At 54.9% G+C, this 14,297-nt stretch carries 12 protein-coding genes and 2 other annotated features; of the genes, 3 read left to right on the forward strand and 9 right to left on the reverse strand.

What is annotated here, in order from left to right; all coding sequences use genetic code 11:
• Positions 1–3: 3 nt before the first annotated feature.
• From trpA to trpD, 5 genes are read right to left on the reverse strand one after another with little or no spacing between them, the layout of a single operon-like run.
• Positions 4–771, reverse strand: a complete 768-nt coding sequence (gene trpA / locus EVJ28_RS08595) for a tryptophan synthase subunit alpha (RefSeq protein WP_131469958.1) — start codon at positions 769–771, stop codon at positions 4–6.
• The gene (gene trpB, locus EVJ28_RS08600) at positions 768–1,952 is read right to left on the reverse strand and encodes a tryptophan synthase subunit beta (RefSeq protein WP_131469190.1); all 1,185 of its coding nucleotides are present in this window, start codon (positions 1,950–1,952) and stop codon (positions 768–770) included. Before trpB ends, trpA begins: the two co-directional genes overlap by 4 nt.
• Positions 1,934–2,485, reverse strand: coding sequence for a phosphoribosylanthranilate isomerase (locus EVJ28_RS08605; RefSeq protein ID WP_370253673.1), 552 nt, complete (start codon positions 2,483–2,485; stop codon positions 1,934–1,936). The genes trpB and EVJ28_RS08605 overlap by 19 nt, the downstream gene beginning before the upstream one ends.
• The gene (gene trpC, locus EVJ28_RS08610; RefSeq protein WP_131469954.1) at positions 2,482–3,243 is read right to left on the reverse strand and encodes an indole-3-glycerol phosphate synthase TrpC; all 762 of its coding nucleotides are present in this window, start codon (positions 3,241–3,243) and stop codon (positions 2,482–2,484) included. Before trpC ends, EVJ28_RS08605 begins: the two co-directional genes overlap by 4 nt.
• Complete coding sequence (trpD, locus tag EVJ28_RS08615) at positions 3,240–4,229, reverse strand: anthranilate phosphoribosyltransferase (protein WP_131458837.1); 990 nt, start codon at positions 4,227–4,229, stop codon at positions 3,240–3,242. Before trpD ends, trpC begins: the two co-directional genes overlap by 4 nt.
• A gap of 56 nt (positions 4,230–4,285) precedes the next feature.
• Positions 4,286–4,511 (reverse strand) — a binding site (T-box leader).
• A gap of 55 nt (positions 4,512–4,566) precedes the next feature.
• Positions 4,567–4,797, reverse strand: a binding site (T-box leader).
• A gap of 189 nt (positions 4,798–4,986) precedes the next feature.
• Between trpD and EVJ28_RS08620 the strand changes: the two genes are divergently transcribed.
• Positions 4,987–6,354 (forward strand): amino acid permease, encoded by a 1,368-nt coding sequence (locus EVJ28_RS08620; protein WP_370250913.1) that lies wholly within the window; start codon positions 4,987–4,989, stop codon positions 6,352–6,354.
• A gap of 116 nt (positions 6,355–6,470) precedes the next feature.
• On the opposite strand, the gene EVJ28_RS08625 is transcribed toward EVJ28_RS08620, so the two are convergent.
• The 4 genes from EVJ28_RS08625 to EVJ28_RS08640 all read right to left on the reverse strand — a co-directional run bounded on the left by EVJ28_RS08625 (position 6,471) and on the right by EVJ28_RS08640 (position 10,890).
• A complete protein-coding gene (locus tag EVJ28_RS08625; RefSeq protein ID WP_131488691.1) occupies positions 6,471–7,562 on the reverse strand; it encodes an RNA-guided endonuclease TnpB family protein in 1,092 nt (363 codons plus the stop codon).
• 304 nt (positions 7,563–7,866) lie between these two features.
• Positions 7,867–9,444 carry a murein hydrolase activator EnvC family protein gene (locus EVJ28_RS08630; protein ID WP_131458833.1) on the reverse strand — a complete coding sequence of 526 codons (1,578 nt, stop codon included), beginning with the start codon at positions 9,442–9,444 and terminating at the stop codon, positions 7,867–7,869.
• 462 nt (positions 9,445–9,906) lie between these two features.
• On the reverse strand, positions 9,907–10,272 hold the full coding sequence (locus EVJ28_RS08635; protein ID WP_016510107.1) for a DUF423 domain-containing protein: 366 nt from the start codon (positions 10,270–10,272) through the stop codon (positions 9,907–9,909).
• Between the two features lie 12 nt (positions 10,273–10,284).
• Positions 10,285–10,890, reverse strand: a complete 606-nt coding sequence (locus tag EVJ28_RS08640; RefSeq protein ID WP_070329139.1) for a trimeric intracellular cation channel family protein — start codon at positions 10,888–10,890, stop codon at positions 10,285–10,287.
• Between the two features lie 95 nt (positions 10,891–10,985).
• Here EVJ28_RS08640 and EVJ28_RS08645 point away from each other — a divergent pair, with 95 nt between their 5' ends.
• Both EVJ28_RS08645 and EVJ28_RS08650 read left to right on the forward strand, forming a co-directional pair.
• On the forward strand, positions 10,986–12,623 hold the full coding sequence (locus EVJ28_RS08645; RefSeq protein ID WP_131458832.1) for an ABC1 kinase family protein: 1,638 nt from the start codon (positions 10,986–10,988) through the stop codon (positions 12,621–12,623).
• Positions 12,624–12,735: 112 nt separating this feature from the next.
• Positions 12,736–14,148, forward strand: a complete 1,413-nt coding sequence (locus EVJ28_RS08650) for an NAD-dependent succinate-semialdehyde dehydrogenase (RefSeq protein WP_131488693.1) — start codon at positions 12,736–12,738, stop codon at positions 14,146–14,148.
• Positions 14,149–14,297: the final 149 nt, after the last annotated feature.

Raw genomic sequence — 14,297 nt, forward strand, 5'->3', positions numbered from 1 at the left:
GTTTTATGATTTGACTCGACGCGCCGATGCGATCAATTCGGCGACGTCTTGCTCGCGTCCGGCGTGGAGCGCCTCGACGATGAAACTGCCGACGACGACCCCGTCACACGCCTCACCGAGCGCTTGCACTTGGTCTTCCCGATGGACACCGAATCCGGCGAGTACCGGGACCGGAGACCGTTCTGTCAATGACCGTAAATGGGCGAGCAGTTCGTCCGGGAACGCGTCGACTTTTCCGGTCGTCCCTTTGAGCGTCACCGCGTAGACGAACCCTTCGGCCTGACTTAAGATCGTGTCGATTCGTTGTTTGTTACTCGTCAATGTGACGAGCGGGACGACCGCGACCCCGTTCCGTTCAATCCCCGCGAATAGTTCGAGGCTCTCTTCGAACGGCAAATCGGGGATGATGACACCGCTGACGCCGCATGCGGCCGCACGGTCGAAGAACGGCTGGATTCCGAACCGGAACACCGGATTCAAGTATGTCATCAGGACGATCGGGACTGAGAAACGCTCAGTTCCTTCTATTAAACAATCCAACACACTAGAGAGTGTCACCCCGGCCGCGAGGGCCCGCATCCCGGCCGCCTCGATGATCGGCCCGTCCGCTACCGGATCTGAGAACGGGATCCCGAGCTCGATCGCCGTCGCGCCCATCGCTTCGAGCCGCTCGATCGTCGGAATGAGTTGATCGAGTCCGCCGTCTCCAGCCATGATGTAAGGGACGAACGCTGCCCCGTCTCTATTTCGAATCGCTGTCTCTAAGCTCATTTCCGTCCCACCCTTTCTCGAATCGTATGCACATCTTTATCACCTCGGCCGGACAGACAGATGACGAGCAGATCGTCCTCGTCCATCGTCGCGGCGAGCGTCTCGGCATAGGCGAGTGCATGTGACGACTCGAGTGCCGGGATGATGCCTTCATGTCGACTGAGTGACATACATGCCTCTAACGCCGCCTCATCGGTGACCGCCGCGTAACGGACACGCTCGATGTCTTTCAAGAAACTATGCTCTGGTCCGACCCCAGGATAATCGAGTCCAGCCGAGATCGAGTGCGCTTCTTGGATTTGTCCGGCCCCGTCTTGCAGCACGTACATGAGCGAGCCGTGGAGCACGCCGACTTCCCCTTTGGTGAGCGTCGCCGCATGCTTGTCCGTATCGACGCCGCTTCCTGCTGCCTCGACACCGTACAAGGCGACGTCCTCGTCATTCAAGAACGGGTAGAACATCCCCATGGCGTTGCTGCCACCACCGACGCAAGCGATGACGGCATCCGGCAAGCGTCCGGTCTTGTCTAAAATTTGGCGCCGCGTCTCTGTTCCGATCACACTTTGGAAGTCACGCACCATCGTCGGGAATGGGTGTGGTCCAAGGACAGAGCCCATGACGTAGTGCGTATCGTCAACGTGTTTGACCCAGTAGCGTAACGCTTCGTTGACCGCATCTTTCAACGTTCGGCTGCCTGACTTCACCGGAATGACCGTCGCCCCGAGCAGTTCCATCCGAAACACGTTCAACTCTTGCCGTTCGACATCGACCTCACCCATGAAAATCGTACATTCTAAGTTGAGCAGCGCACACACCGTCGCCGTCGCCACACCATGTTGTCCGGCACCGGTCTCGGCGACGATTTTCTGTTTCCCCATCCGCTTGGCGAGCAGCGCCTGCCCGATCGTGTTGTTGATCTTATGGGCACCGGTATGGTTCAAATCCTCCCGTTTCAAGTAGACGTTCGTCCCGAGGCGTCGGCTCATGTTCTCCGCATAATAAAGCGGGGTCTCCCGTCCGACGTATTCGCTGAGCAACGCGTCGAAGCGTTCTTGAAATTCAGGATCTAACTTCGCTTCCTCATAAGCCACCTCGAGTTCTTCAACGGCCTGCATGAGTGTTTCCGGTATATATTTTCCTCCGTACGGGCCAAACTTCCCGTTCACTGGTTGTGTATACATGGTGTTTCCTCCTTGGCACGTCTGATGAACGTGCGAATTTTATCGATATCTTTCTCTCCATCTGTCTCGACGCCGCTTGAGACGTCGACCCCGTCAGGCCGTACGTCGTGCATCGCTTGTTTCACGTTGTCGGCCGTCAAACCGCCGGCGAGCCAGAACGTTCGCTGCGGACGTTCCAACTGCAACCAGTCGAGCGTCTCCCCGCTCCCGGGCGTCGGCGCATCGAGTAAGACGATATCCGCCTCCGTCTCGCTGCTCGCTTCGATGATCGGCAGATTGAACTGTCGGAACGTCTCAAGCGGCAACGTGCGCCGGTGCAGCTGGATATCCGTCAATCCACAAGTGATTGCCGTCTCGACCTCATCAAGCGTCGGGTCGAGAAACACTCCGACGACACGGACGTGATTCGGGATCAACTGCCGTAGTCGTTTCGCCGTCGTCACATCGACTTGGCGTGAGCTGTTCGCGAACACGAAGCCGATCGCATCGGCCCCGGCTTCAACCGCCGCCGTCACACTTTCTTCTGTTTTCAATCCACATATTTTAACGAACACGTCTTCAACTCCTCAATCAACGCCGTCGGGTCATCCTGTCGCATAAGCGCCTCTCCGACGAGAATCGCTTTGGCTCCCGCGTCTCGCAGTCGGCTCGCTGCTTCGCCGGTGCTGACTCCGCTCTCACTGACGAAAGCCACGTTCGGATAACGCTTCATCAATTCAACCGATGTCTCGAGCGATACGTCGAACGTCTTCAAGTTCCGGTTGTTGATGCCGATCAACACGTCCCCGAGTTCGAGCGCCGTCTGGAGTTCGGATTCATCGTGCACTTCGACGAGCACGTCGAGGCCGATCAGGCGCGCGTGTTGCTTCAACGCGTGCAGGCGAGTCGGATGTAACGCCGCGACGATCAACAACGCCACGCTCGCGCCGGCCGCTTTCGCCCGGTTGAGTTGTCGTTCATCGATGATGAAGTCTTTACACAGGACCGGGATATCGACGGCGTCAGCGACTTGGCGTAAGTCATCGAACGACCCGTTAAAGTACGTCGTATCCGTCAGCACCGAGATCATCGTCGCACCGGCCCGTTCGTAAACCTGAGCCCGTTCGGCCACATCGAGTTCGGCTCGAATCACGCCTTTTGATGGGGACGCCCGCTTAATTTCTGCGATGATATGAAACCCGTCCGCGACTAACCGCTGTAACGAGATCGGCTCCGTCGCCGTGACCGTGACGTCTTGCATCTGGTTGACCTCTTCGATTTTCGTCCCAATAATTTTCGTCAAGTAGCTCATGCGCCCACCTCCGTTTTTTGTAGTTGCTTAAGGACGCGGACGGCGTGGCCCTCGTCGATGCTTCGGCTCGCCTCGGCCACACCTTCACGCAACGTCTTGACGGCACCATATGTGCATAACGCGAGTGCCGCATTCAACAAGACGACGTCCCGCGCCGGTCCGGCCGCGCCGTTCAAGACGGCGACGAGCGTCTTCGCATTCTCTTCGGGTGTACCACCTTGTAGCGCCGACAGCGGCGCCCGCATCAACCCGACGTCTCGCGGGTCGACTTGATATCTCGCCGTCTGCTCTCCGTCAAAGAAGAGTACCTCGTTCGCACCAACGAGGCTCGCCTCGTCGAGCCCACCGGCCCCATGGACGACCATGCCCCGTTCGACTCCGAGATGGCGCATCGCCGTAGCCATCTTCTCAATCAAGTCTGGATGGTAGACGCCGATCAATTGCCGTCTCGGCTTGAGCGGGTTCGTCAGCGGACCGATTTGATTGAAGATCGTCGCCGTCCCGAGCCGTTTTCGCACCGGCATGACATGTTTCATGATCGGATGGACGTGTTGGGCGAACAAGAAGCTCAAGTTCGTCCGCTCAAGTTCAGCTAACACGTCGTCAGCACTTTGGACGATCGGGATATTCAACGCCTCGAGCACGTCGGCGCTACCCGACCGGCTTGACACGCTCCGATTCCCATGTTTCGCGACCGGGATACCAAGTCCGGCGAGAACGAACGCGACGGTCGAACTAATGTTGAACGTGTTCGCTCCGTCACCGCCGGTCCCACAAACGTCGAGCACAGGGAGCGTCGTCTCCGGGAACGTCGCCGCTTCACGGATATAATCGGCCAGCCCCGCCATCTCTTCGGCCGTCTCGCCGCGTGCTTTCAATGCGAGAAGCACCTCGGTGATTTGCGTTTCATCCGCTTGAAACAACTCGGAAGCCGCCTGTTTCATCTCGGTCGTCGTCACTTGGTTCGTCAGTAGTCGTGTTAACATGTCCGTTCCTCCTTAAGCGATTTGGGTATAAAAAAACTCCATACGACGTCTGTCGTATGGAGGACGGTATGGACCGCGGTGCCACCTCTCGTTGGATCAATCGATCCCACTTTCCGATGCTATCACATCGTATCCTGATAACGGTGGAAGCCGTCACGGCCTACTAACATTCAGCCGTGCTCTCATGAGCCCATTCACGTGACGGTCTCGGTCAGGATCCCACCACCCCTGACTCTCTGTACGAGACTTCTTCACGCTACTCTTCTCAATCATCGATTTAAGATTTAATTTGAAAAACAAAAAAGGGTCACTCGGTCCAACTCACAGCTCACGCTATGAGAAGGACGAGTAACCCCGTGGTGCCACCTTCGTTGGTTCATGTCGAACCCACTTCACGGACAATCATCCGCTTCCCCGTGATAACGGTGGGTAACCCGCTAAAGCCTACTAAAAATTTCGGTTTAGAGCTCGGAAGTCCATTCGCGACGTCCCACATACTGATTCACACCAACCATCAGCTCTCTGTCATGCGGGGACCGTCGTTACTTCTCTTCGTCGACGCCTTTGTTCGTTTCAGTTAAGTTAACTCGTACTATACCGTTCCCGATTCATCCTGTCAAACAAAAGTGTGCAAAAAAACTTTGCTTCTATAAGTGCGGACGAATCGACCGCATGTTTCAGAACGTCGCAAGTTGACACGTGATTTTTTTGTCTGCTATAGTCGTCCCCAACAACACTTCACTCAACTAAAGGAGATTTGACTTTGGAAACTAGCAAACTAAAACGTGAACTGTCGACCCGACAGCTCACGATGATCTCGCTTGGCAGCGCCATCGGAACGGGCCTCTTCCTCGGAAGCGGCCTCGCCATCCAAACGGCAGGACCGAGCGTGCTCGTCAGTTACGCCATCGGGGCGTTTATCGTCCTCTTGCTCATGGGTTGTCTCGCCGAGATGACCGTCGCTCATCCGACTTCGGGCTCGTTCGGCACGATCGCCGAGCGTTATGTCCATCCGCTCGCTGGCTTCTTGGTCCGTTATTCGTACTGGATCGCCAACGTCCTCGCAATCGGGGTCGAAGTGAGCGCAATCGCGATTTACATGCGCTACTGGTTCCCGGATGTGAACGGATTCGTCTGGGTCGCCGTGTTCGGCGGATTGCTCATCTACGTCAACGCTCGGCACGTCCATACGTTCGGGACAACCGAATACTGGTTATCATTCATCAAAGTCACTGCCATCATTCTTTTCATCGTCCTCGGTGCGGCCGCACTGTTCGGCCAACCGGGCTCACCGATCGAATCGATCACGACCGGAAATGAAGGGTTCTTCGCTTTCGGATTTTACGGCATGTGGGTGACGATCTTCATCTCGCTCTTCAGTTTCCTCGGGACAGAGCTCGTCGCCGTCACGGCTGGCGAAGCGAAAGACCCGGACCGCGCCGTACCAAAGGCGTTGCGGGCGACCGTGTTCCGCTTGACGTTCTTCTATTTGATCACGATCGCCATCATGCTCATGCTCATCCCATGGCAGCAGGCCGGTATCGATCAAAGCCCGTTCGTCCTCGTCATGCAGCAGTTTGATGTGCCTGGCGCGGCTAGCATTTTGAACTTCGTCATCTTGGTCGCCGCCTTGTCGGCGATGAACGCGCAATTGTATGCCTCGACGCGCATGATGTACTCACTCGCCGAAGCCGGCGACGCACCGCGTATCTTCAAAAAAGTAAGCACAAGCGGGATTCCGATGCCTGCCTTGTTCGTTTCGACAGGCGGAATCGTCCTCGCGGCATTGCTTCAAGTGTTCATGGAGACGTCGTATCCGTTCCTCATGGGCATCTCGATGTTCGGGGCGATCTTCACATGGTTCATGGTCTTCGTCTCACACTTATTCTTCCGCAAAAAATGGACGGGGCGTAAACTCCCTGTCCGTATGATTGGCTATCCGTTCTTACCGCTCCTAGGTGCCGGGCTGTTGCTCAGCTTAATGATCACGACATGGTTTACCGATTTCAACATCTTGCTCAAGTTCGGGATCCCATGGTTGGTCGGCTTAACGATCATCTATCTCGTTCGCGAGCGATTCCGTATGACTGACACAAAACAAGACGACATCGAGCAAGCTAAGTGAACTACTCACCACTTATTTGCTTCGCAACTTGAAGTGGGAGCTTCTTGGGAAGACCGTGCTCTTACCAGCCACGGTTGTGGACCAAGCTCGTCGGGCAGTCCCTGCCCTGGAGTGTTTCAGTCGGCGAGACGCAACAGGTTGAGGCTCGCGTTGACGTCGCGGTCATGGTGCGTGCCGCATGCGGCGCATGTCCACTCGCGGACGTGCAGGTCCTTCTTGCCGCCGTTCTCGCCACAGGCCGAACAGACCTGGGTCGAGGCGAACCACGGGTCGGCCTGGATCAGTGTGCGGCCGTGGAACCTGCATTTGTAGGCGAGCTGGCGGACGAACTCGCCCCACCCGGCGTCCCCGATCGACTTTGCCAGGCGGCGGTCCTGCATCATCTCCCTCGGTTTCAGCGTCTCGACGACGACGACTTGGTTCTCGTCGACGATGCGTCGTGACAGCTTGTGGAGGAAGTCATGTCGGCGGTTCCGTACCTTTTCATGCTTTTTGGCCAACAGGAGCCGCGCCTTCTCGCGGTTCCGGCTGCCGAGCTTCTTGCGGGAGAGCGCGCGCTGCGCTCGTCTCAGCCGTTCCTCGGCCTCGCGTAGGTTGCGCGGGTTCGGAATTGTCTCCGTCACCATTGCGTCGTTCGTCATGACGGCGAAGTGCCCGAGGCCGAGGTCGATCCCGATTTTGTGCTCGGCCGGGACCCACGGCTCGTCGGGCTGCTCGACGAGGAGCGACACGAAGAACTTGTCCGTCTTCGTCATCGACACGGTCGCGGAGCGGATCTCGCCGTCGAAGATTCGGTGCTGTGTGAACCGGATGAACCCGACCTTCGGGAGCCGGACCCGGTCCCCCTCGATGCGGATCGTGCCGTGCTGGTTGTTCGTCGTGTAGGACGCGCGCGCCTTTCGTCTCGACTTGAACACCGGGAAGCCGGCCGTCCCGGCGAAGAACTTCGCGAACGCCGTGTCGAGGTGCAGCTTTGCGTTGGCGAGCGCGAGGCTGTCCGCCTCACACAGGAACGGGAACAGGGGCTTGTAGGAGGCCGGTGTCGGCGGCTTCCGCTTCGACCCGCCGCTCGCCTTCGTCTCCTCGTGGATAGCGATGCGGTCCTCGAGCAGCTTGTTGTAGATAAAGCGGGCGCAGCCGATCGTCCTGACGAGGAACTCGGCCTGTGCCGCGGTCGGGTGGAGCCGGTATTTGTAGCCCTTCAGCATGTCTGCGCCTCCTCTCGACCGATGATCGTGATGAACGCCTTCCTCATCCGATACCCGCGGCGGGGGAAGGGAAATCTGACGGAATCACGAACTTCCGTTCGTCATATCTGTCACAGGGATGGCCAAGAGGTTTATGTACGGGCGATTCATCTCCCACCTACGCTGGGCTATGCCCCAGACGCTTAGAGGTGGGAGAATTCTCGCTTAATTATGTTAAAAATAGTGCCTATCCGCAATGGATGGGCACTATTTTTCCGCAAAAACGAGCACCCGTCGCGATTGACGAGTGCTCGTTTGTTTAGGATTAGAAGAACTGACGTGGGTTGACGGTGCTACCGGCGCTCGAAGAAGAGTACGAGTAGCTGCCTTGGTGGATTTCAAAGTGAAGGTGCGGGCCTGAAGAGTTTCCAGTGTTCCCGAGCGTTCCAATGTTTGACCCTTGCGTCACACGCTGACCAGCGCTAACTGATACCGAGTTCATGTGCGCATAGACAGTCGTCCAGACTTGACCGCCAATAACGTGGGCGATCATGACGTGGTTCCCATAAGCGCCACCCCATCCAGCCCGGATGACCGTTCCAGTTGCCGAAGCCCGGATCGGTGTACCGACTGGTCCGGCGATATCGACACCGTTATGGAACGAATAGCCGAACTGTCCGCTTGCCGGTCCGAAACCTTGCGAGAAACGACCAGTCGTCGGTTGAATGAATTTCGCGCTCGATGGTGCCGGTGCCGAAGCTGTCGGCGTAGTCGGTACCGGTTTAGGAGCCGGTGCCGGTTTTGGTGCCGGCTTTGGTGCTGGCTTAGGCTTAGGTGCCGGTGGTGCAGCCGGTTTAGAAGCTGTCACATTATTTTGTGTCGTTTGGTTTGAAGACGACGATGACTGGGAATTAGTATTACTGTTCTGCTTTTTCTGAGCAGCAGCTTGTGCAGCCGCAGCTTTAGCCGCTTCTTCTTGACGTGCAGCTTCAGCTCTCGCTTCTTCGGCTTGTTGCGCGGCCGCTGCTTTGGCAGCCTCAGCTTGGCGTGCCTCTTCAGCTTTACGAGCCGCTTCTTGACGTGCTGCCTCTTCCGCACGACGACGCGCTTCTTCTTCTTCACGGCGCTGTGCTTCGATTTCAGCTGCAATCGCCTCTTCTTGAGCGATCAACGTCGCTTCGATTTCTTGTAGGTCGAAGATTTGCGTTTCAAATTCGATATTTTTCTCTTCAAGTTCTTTAATGCGAGCTTCACGCTGTTTCATCTTCTTCTCGAGTTCGGCTTGACGCGCTTCAAGTGCTTTCTGTTGCTCTAGAAGTGAGGCCCGCTCTGCTTTGAGTGCGGCTTGTGCTTCTTGAAGAGATAGACGTGTCGCTTCGTAGTCGTTGAACAACTCTTGGTCGCTACGTTGGATCGTACCAGCCGTGATCATGCGTGTGATCAAGTCAGAGAAGTTTTTTGATCCAAAGATGAATTCTGCCCAGTTGATTGAACCGCCACCGTTCGTTTGCATCGTGGCCATCCGCTCTTTCATCATTTTTTCTTGAGCGATCATCTTTTTCTCGTAACCTTTAATGTCCACTTCGAGATCTTCAATCTTCATCTCTGTACGTTTGATTTCTTGGCGTTTTGCCGCTACGTCGTAGATGATGTCTTGAAGCTGAGCGTCCATTTTGTTGACTTCTTCTTGTACCTTCGAGATTTCTTTAGTGTTCTGTTGAATTTTCGAAGACGTATTCGATTGATTCTGTTTGACGCTATTTCGTTGCTCTTTAACTTTTTTCTGTTGCTCTTGCTTCTCTTTGATTGTCGTCGAGGCATCGGCTACCGAGTGCGTGCCGAGGAGCAAGGCGCTCAGCGTAAGTGCTGAGACAGTACGTTTCCAATTAATCAATGCAGACATCCTTTCTAATTTGACGGGCTAGTTTTACATACTCTATTTAAGTCGGTCGTTTTTCTATGTAACAAAAACGATTAATTTTTTAGTTTCAACACGACTAATTATATCGAAGTGTCGAATGTTTTCCTGTTAAAGTTATATTTCACTTTGATTACGACAAAGAAGAGGGAAAGCCGTTGGCATTCCCTCTTCTTTGTATTTCAACGTTTTTTCGATTTTTTATGGTTTGAAACGTTTCTGTAATAGTAATTGAAAACCGTAAATCATTTACCTTATTTCAAAAAAGCATATTCCAGCATTTTTTCTAAACTCATCCATTCCCAAAAAAAGTAAAAATGGTCAGTCTGACTTCTCGCTCAAGGCGAAGATGACAGGACTGACCGAACGTTCGTTGCGGGTGTGAAATCGAGGGGTCTCACACGTCTAAGGATACAGACGAAGTGTTAACGCTCGATGGATATTTCGTTACAGTTTGAATGCACCGATAATGACGAACACCCATGCCGCGATGAAAAGAACACCGCCGATTGGTGTGACCGCTCCAAGTTTCGTGATACCTGTAAGCGCCATGACATACAAGCTGCCCGAGAAGAACAGGATACCGGCAAACATGAGCCAACCGGCTGTGTTGAATTGACTGATGCTCACTTTCGTCAAAATACTAGCAAGCGCAATGATGCCGATCGCATGGATCATGTGGTACAAGACCCCCGTCTGCCAGTTCGCGAGCATATTCGGCGCCAGACGCTCTTTCAATGCGTGAGCCCCGAACGCGCCGAGCGCGACACCGAGCGCCATCAAGGCAGCACCGGTAATGAGTAATAATTTCATATGATTTCCCCCTTATCTCACTTTTCGTGCTGGTAAATTCCACTTCCGATAGTAGGATATCACTCGAAGCGTCGCTACGACAATCAATAACGCATACACCGGAAGTCCGCCTTCGAGCCGGAAGTAGTACGTGACGACCGCGATGATGATCGCCCAAATCGCGTACACTTCCGCCTGCAAGACGAGCGGTTTCCGTCCGGCAAGCAAGTCGCGGACGACACCACCGCCGACTCCGGTCAGGACGGCCGCCGCAATCGCTGCCGACAACGGCAAATCCAATTTGATAGCCACTTGCGCCCCTTGGAAAGAGAACGCGACCAAGCCGATCGCGTCGACGATGACGCCCCATCTTTCCCAATGCGGCAAGACGACGCTCGGGAGCAGGAAGATGAGGAGCGCGACGAGAAAACAGAGAATAAATAAATCGTTTTGTTGCCAAATCAAACTGACGGGGTTGCCGAGCAAGACGTTACGGATTGCCCCGCCGCCGAAAGCCGTCGTGAAGGCGAGCAACCAAACTCCAAAAATATCGTACTTTTCGTCCATCGCGATGATGGCTCCACTCGCCGCGAACGCAATTGTTCCAACGACGTTCAATAATTCCCACTCCATAAACATCCCTTGCCCTTTCTCGAAAGCATTATATGGTAAAGTAAAGATACAAAAAAATCAGATCAGTCGAGCGACTGCTTGTAAAGGATGTCGGTATTTTTATGAAACGAATCGCCTTGTTCCGCATATGGATCATCGTCACAATGTTTGCCCGATTCATCATTAAGATTTATGCATTCTCACGCAAACAGCAGCAAGGTCTCGCCTCTCCGGAAGAGTACGAGGCGCTCATGTTGCAGCTCGCCCGCGAGTATAAACGTAACGCGCTCCGCCTAGAGGGACTGTTGATCAAGCTCGGTCAATTCTTGTCGATCCGGGCCGATTTGCTGCCGCCGTCCGTCCTCAATGAGTTGTCCGAGCTCGTCGACCGCGTACCGACGTCAGGTTGGGATAAGTCTCGTGCCATCCTCGAGGCCGAATGGGGCGTACCGTACACCCAAGTCGTGAAAGACGTCGGCATCGACGCCGTCGCCTCCGCCTCGATCGGGGAAGTCTACGGGGCCACGCTCCTTGAAAACGGGAAACGGGTCGCGCTCAAAATCCAGCGTCCGGACATCGAAAAAATCATCCGCACCGACTTCAAAGCGATGCGAATCGTCACGACGATGCTCAAACGGACGCCGCTCGCCAAATCGACCGACTTAGATAGCTTATATCGCCAAATGATTTTTGTCATCGGGGATGAACTAAATTTCCAAACCGAATTAAAAAACGCGCTGTATTTCAAAGCGAAGTATGCTGAAAACCCAAACGTCTACATCCCGGGCTACTACGATCATTTATGTACGAATCGGGTATTGACGATGGATTGGGTCGACTCCCGTCGCATCACAGATATTGCGTTCTTAAAAGAAAACAATATCGACCGCTCCGCTCTCGCCGAACGGCTGTTCACGATGGCCGCGGAACAGCTATTATTCGGCGGACAGTTCCACGCCGACCCCCACCCTGGTAACGTCCAGATCCGGGCCGACGGAACGATCATCCTGCTCGACTTCGGCATGGTCGGATCGTCGACCGCGCAAGACATGGCGACGATCCGAAAGATCTTGCAGGCGTTCATCTCGCTCGATTACGACGGTGTCGTCGATGCCCTCGAAGACTTGCGCTTTTTGTTGCCGACGGCGAATAAACATAACATCCGCCAAGCAATCGAAAAGGCGGTCACATTCTATTTAGAGACCGACATTGATACGGTCGATACAAAATTGATCGAAAAAGTGCTGCAAGATATCCAACTGCTCGTGAAGAACGAGCCGATCCAACTGCCGGCCGAGTTCGCCTTCTTCGGTCGTGCCGCCTCGACGTTGCTCGGGATTTTACAGATTCTCGACCCGAAAATCGATTTGTTCACGCTCGGTAAACCGATCGTGATCCAATGGCTCGAATCAGACGGGACGACGATCCAAAACCGCTACGTCATGACGGCGCTCAACTACGGCAAGAAACTGTTGAACGTGCCGCCGTTGCTCGAGAACTATTTGAAAGAGCCGACCCGGAAACGGTTGTCCGAGCAGGTGATGTTCCAACGCGAGCTCGAATCGAAAGAATTGCTCCATCGCCAGACGTTCAACTCGGGCGTCATCGTTCTCGGATTGTTCGTTGGTCTGTTCGGCTATATCCGGCCTGATGAGTGGCTGTTTTGGTCGGGTGGTGTCGTCTCCGTCGTCGCCTACTTTAACTCAAGGCGCCTCGGTCGAAAGATTCGCCATTTGGCCCGCCAAGATTTTCGTGTCTGATCCCGTCACTCATCTGAGTGACGGTTTTTTGTCGTGCCCCGCTGTAAAATTGTGTATGTTTTTTTAAATCGGGTACTTTTACAGTGTGACACAGACGAAAGGGGAGAACACGATGCGAGCTGAGAACAACTTCATTAACGGTGACTGGATCGAGACGAATGAGACAATCGAGGTCCGGAATCCGGCGACCGGTAACGTAATAGCAACCGTGACAAAGAGTGACGAGACCGAGGCCGGCCTCGCTGTCGACGCGGCCCAGGCCGCTTTAAAAGACTGGCAGCAGCGGACAGCCGAAGACCGGGGCGCCCTACTGCTCGAATGGCATCGCTTGATCGATGAAGAGACGGAAGCGCTCGCGCGAACGATGGTCGAAGAACAAGGCAAACCGCTGAAAGAAGCGATCGGCGAAATCCGCTATGCCAACGGATTCATCGAGTGGTATGCCGCGGAAGGACGGCGCGTCTATGGTGAGACGATTCCTGCTTCTTCAAAAGAGAAACGCATTTTCGCGATCAAACAACCGGTCGGCGTCATCGCTGCCATCACGCCATGGAACTTCCCGGCGGCGATGATCACCCGCAAATTGGCACCGGCTCTAGCAGCCGGTTGCACCGTCGTCTTGAAACCGGCCTCGGCGACACCGCTCACCGCGATCGAACTCGTCAAATTGGCCGAGAAGGCCGGTTTCCCGAAAGGTGTCATCAATCTCGTGACCGGCAGTGCCGCTCGTATCGTCAACGTTTGGCAGCACGACCCACGTGTACGCAAGCTGACGTTCACCGGGTCGACCGAAGTCGGCAAGACGCTCATGCGCGGTGCCGCCGACACGATGAAGAAAATCTCGCTCGAGCTCGGTGGCCACGCCCCGCTCATCGTCACGGCGAAAGCGGACCTCGACAAGGCCGTCCCACAAGCGATTGCGACCAAGTTCCGTAACGGTGGACAGACATGCGTCTGTGCCAATCGGATTTACGTCGAGAGTTCGATCGTCGACGAATTCTCGGAGCGGTTCATCGAGGCCGTGCAAGCGCTCAAGGTCGGGAACGGGCTCGACGACGGCATCGACATCGGTCCGCTCATCGACGAGGCTGCGGTCGAGAAAGTGATGAAGCACCTCGAGGACGCCCAAATCCGTGGGGGTGAGATCACGGGCGGCGAACAGCTTGACGGCTTGTTCGTCCGCCCGGCCGTCGTCCGCTATGCGAACGAGGATATGCTCTGCATGAACGAGGAGACGTTCGGGCCCGTCGCCCCGATCGCTTCGTTCAACACGCTCGACGAAGTCATCGAGCGGGCGAACGCCACGCCGTTCGGCCTCGCGTCTTATATCTTCACACAAGATATTAACGAGGCCCTTTACTTGGCGGAATCGCTCGAATACGGGATTGTCGGCGTCAACGATGGCCTGCCTTCGACCCCGCAAGCGCCGTTCGGCGGATGGAAACAGAGCGGTCTCGGCCGTGAAGGCGGTCATCACGGCATCGAAGAGTTTTTAGAAGTGAAATATATTTCGCTCGGACTATAAAAAAACGCCTGTTGAATTTTTTTGAACTGAACCCTGAATGATAGACACTTGATAAAAAGTGCTCATTCAGGGTTTTTTGTGTGCGGTCGAATCGATATAATGAACCTATTCATTCAGACGGGGGAACGCATCCATGAGTAAAATCATCT

Origin of the sequence: Exiguobacterium sp. SH3S3 (genome assembly GCF_004337115.1) — a bacterium.
GTDB classification, from domain to species: Bacteria; Bacillota; Bacilli; order Exiguobacteriales; family Exiguobacteriaceae; genus Exiguobacterium; species Exiguobacterium aurantiacum_A.

What these genes read in the sequence shown, in the direction of transcription:
- trpA (WP_131469958.1), bottom strand. Translation starts at nt 771, where the DNA reads ATGAGCTTAGAGACAGCGATTCGAAATAGAGACGGGGCAGCGTTCGTC.
- trpB (WP_131469190.1), bottom strand. Translation starts at nt 1,952, where the DNA reads ATGTATACACAACCAGTGAACGGGAAGTTTGGCCCGTACGGAGGAAAA.
- trpC (WP_131469954.1), bottom strand. Translation starts at nt 3,243, where the DNA reads ATGAGCTACTTGACGAAAATTATTGGGACGAAAATCGAAGAGGTCAAC.
- trpD (WP_131458837.1), bottom strand. Translation starts at nt 4,229, where the DNA reads ATGTTAACACGACTACTGACGAACCAAGTGACGACGACCGAGATGAAA.
- EVJ28_RS08625 (WP_131488691.1), bottom strand. Translation starts at nt 7,562, where the DNA reads ATGCTGAAGGGCTACAAATACCGGCTCCACCCGACCGCGGCACAGGCC.
- EVJ28_RS08630 (WP_131458833.1), bottom strand. Translation starts at nt 9,444, where the DNA reads ATGTCTGCATTGATTAATTGGAAACGTACTGTCTCAGCACTTACGCTG.
- EVJ28_RS08635 (WP_016510107.1), bottom strand. Translation starts at nt 10,272, where the DNA reads ATGAAATTATTACTCATTACCGGTGCTGCCTTGATGGCGCTCGGTGTC.
- EVJ28_RS08640 (WP_070329139.1), bottom strand. Translation starts at nt 10,890, where the DNA reads ATGTTTATGGAGTGGGAATTATTGAACGTCGTTGGAACAATTGCGTTC.
- EVJ28_RS08645 (WP_131458832.1), top strand. Translation starts at nt 10,986, where the DNA reads ATGAAACGAATCGCCTTGTTCCGCATATGGATCATCGTCACAATGTTT.
- EVJ28_RS08650 (WP_131488693.1), top strand. Translation starts at nt 12,736, where the DNA reads ATGCGAGCTGAGAACAACTTCATTAACGGTGACTGGATCGAGACGAAT.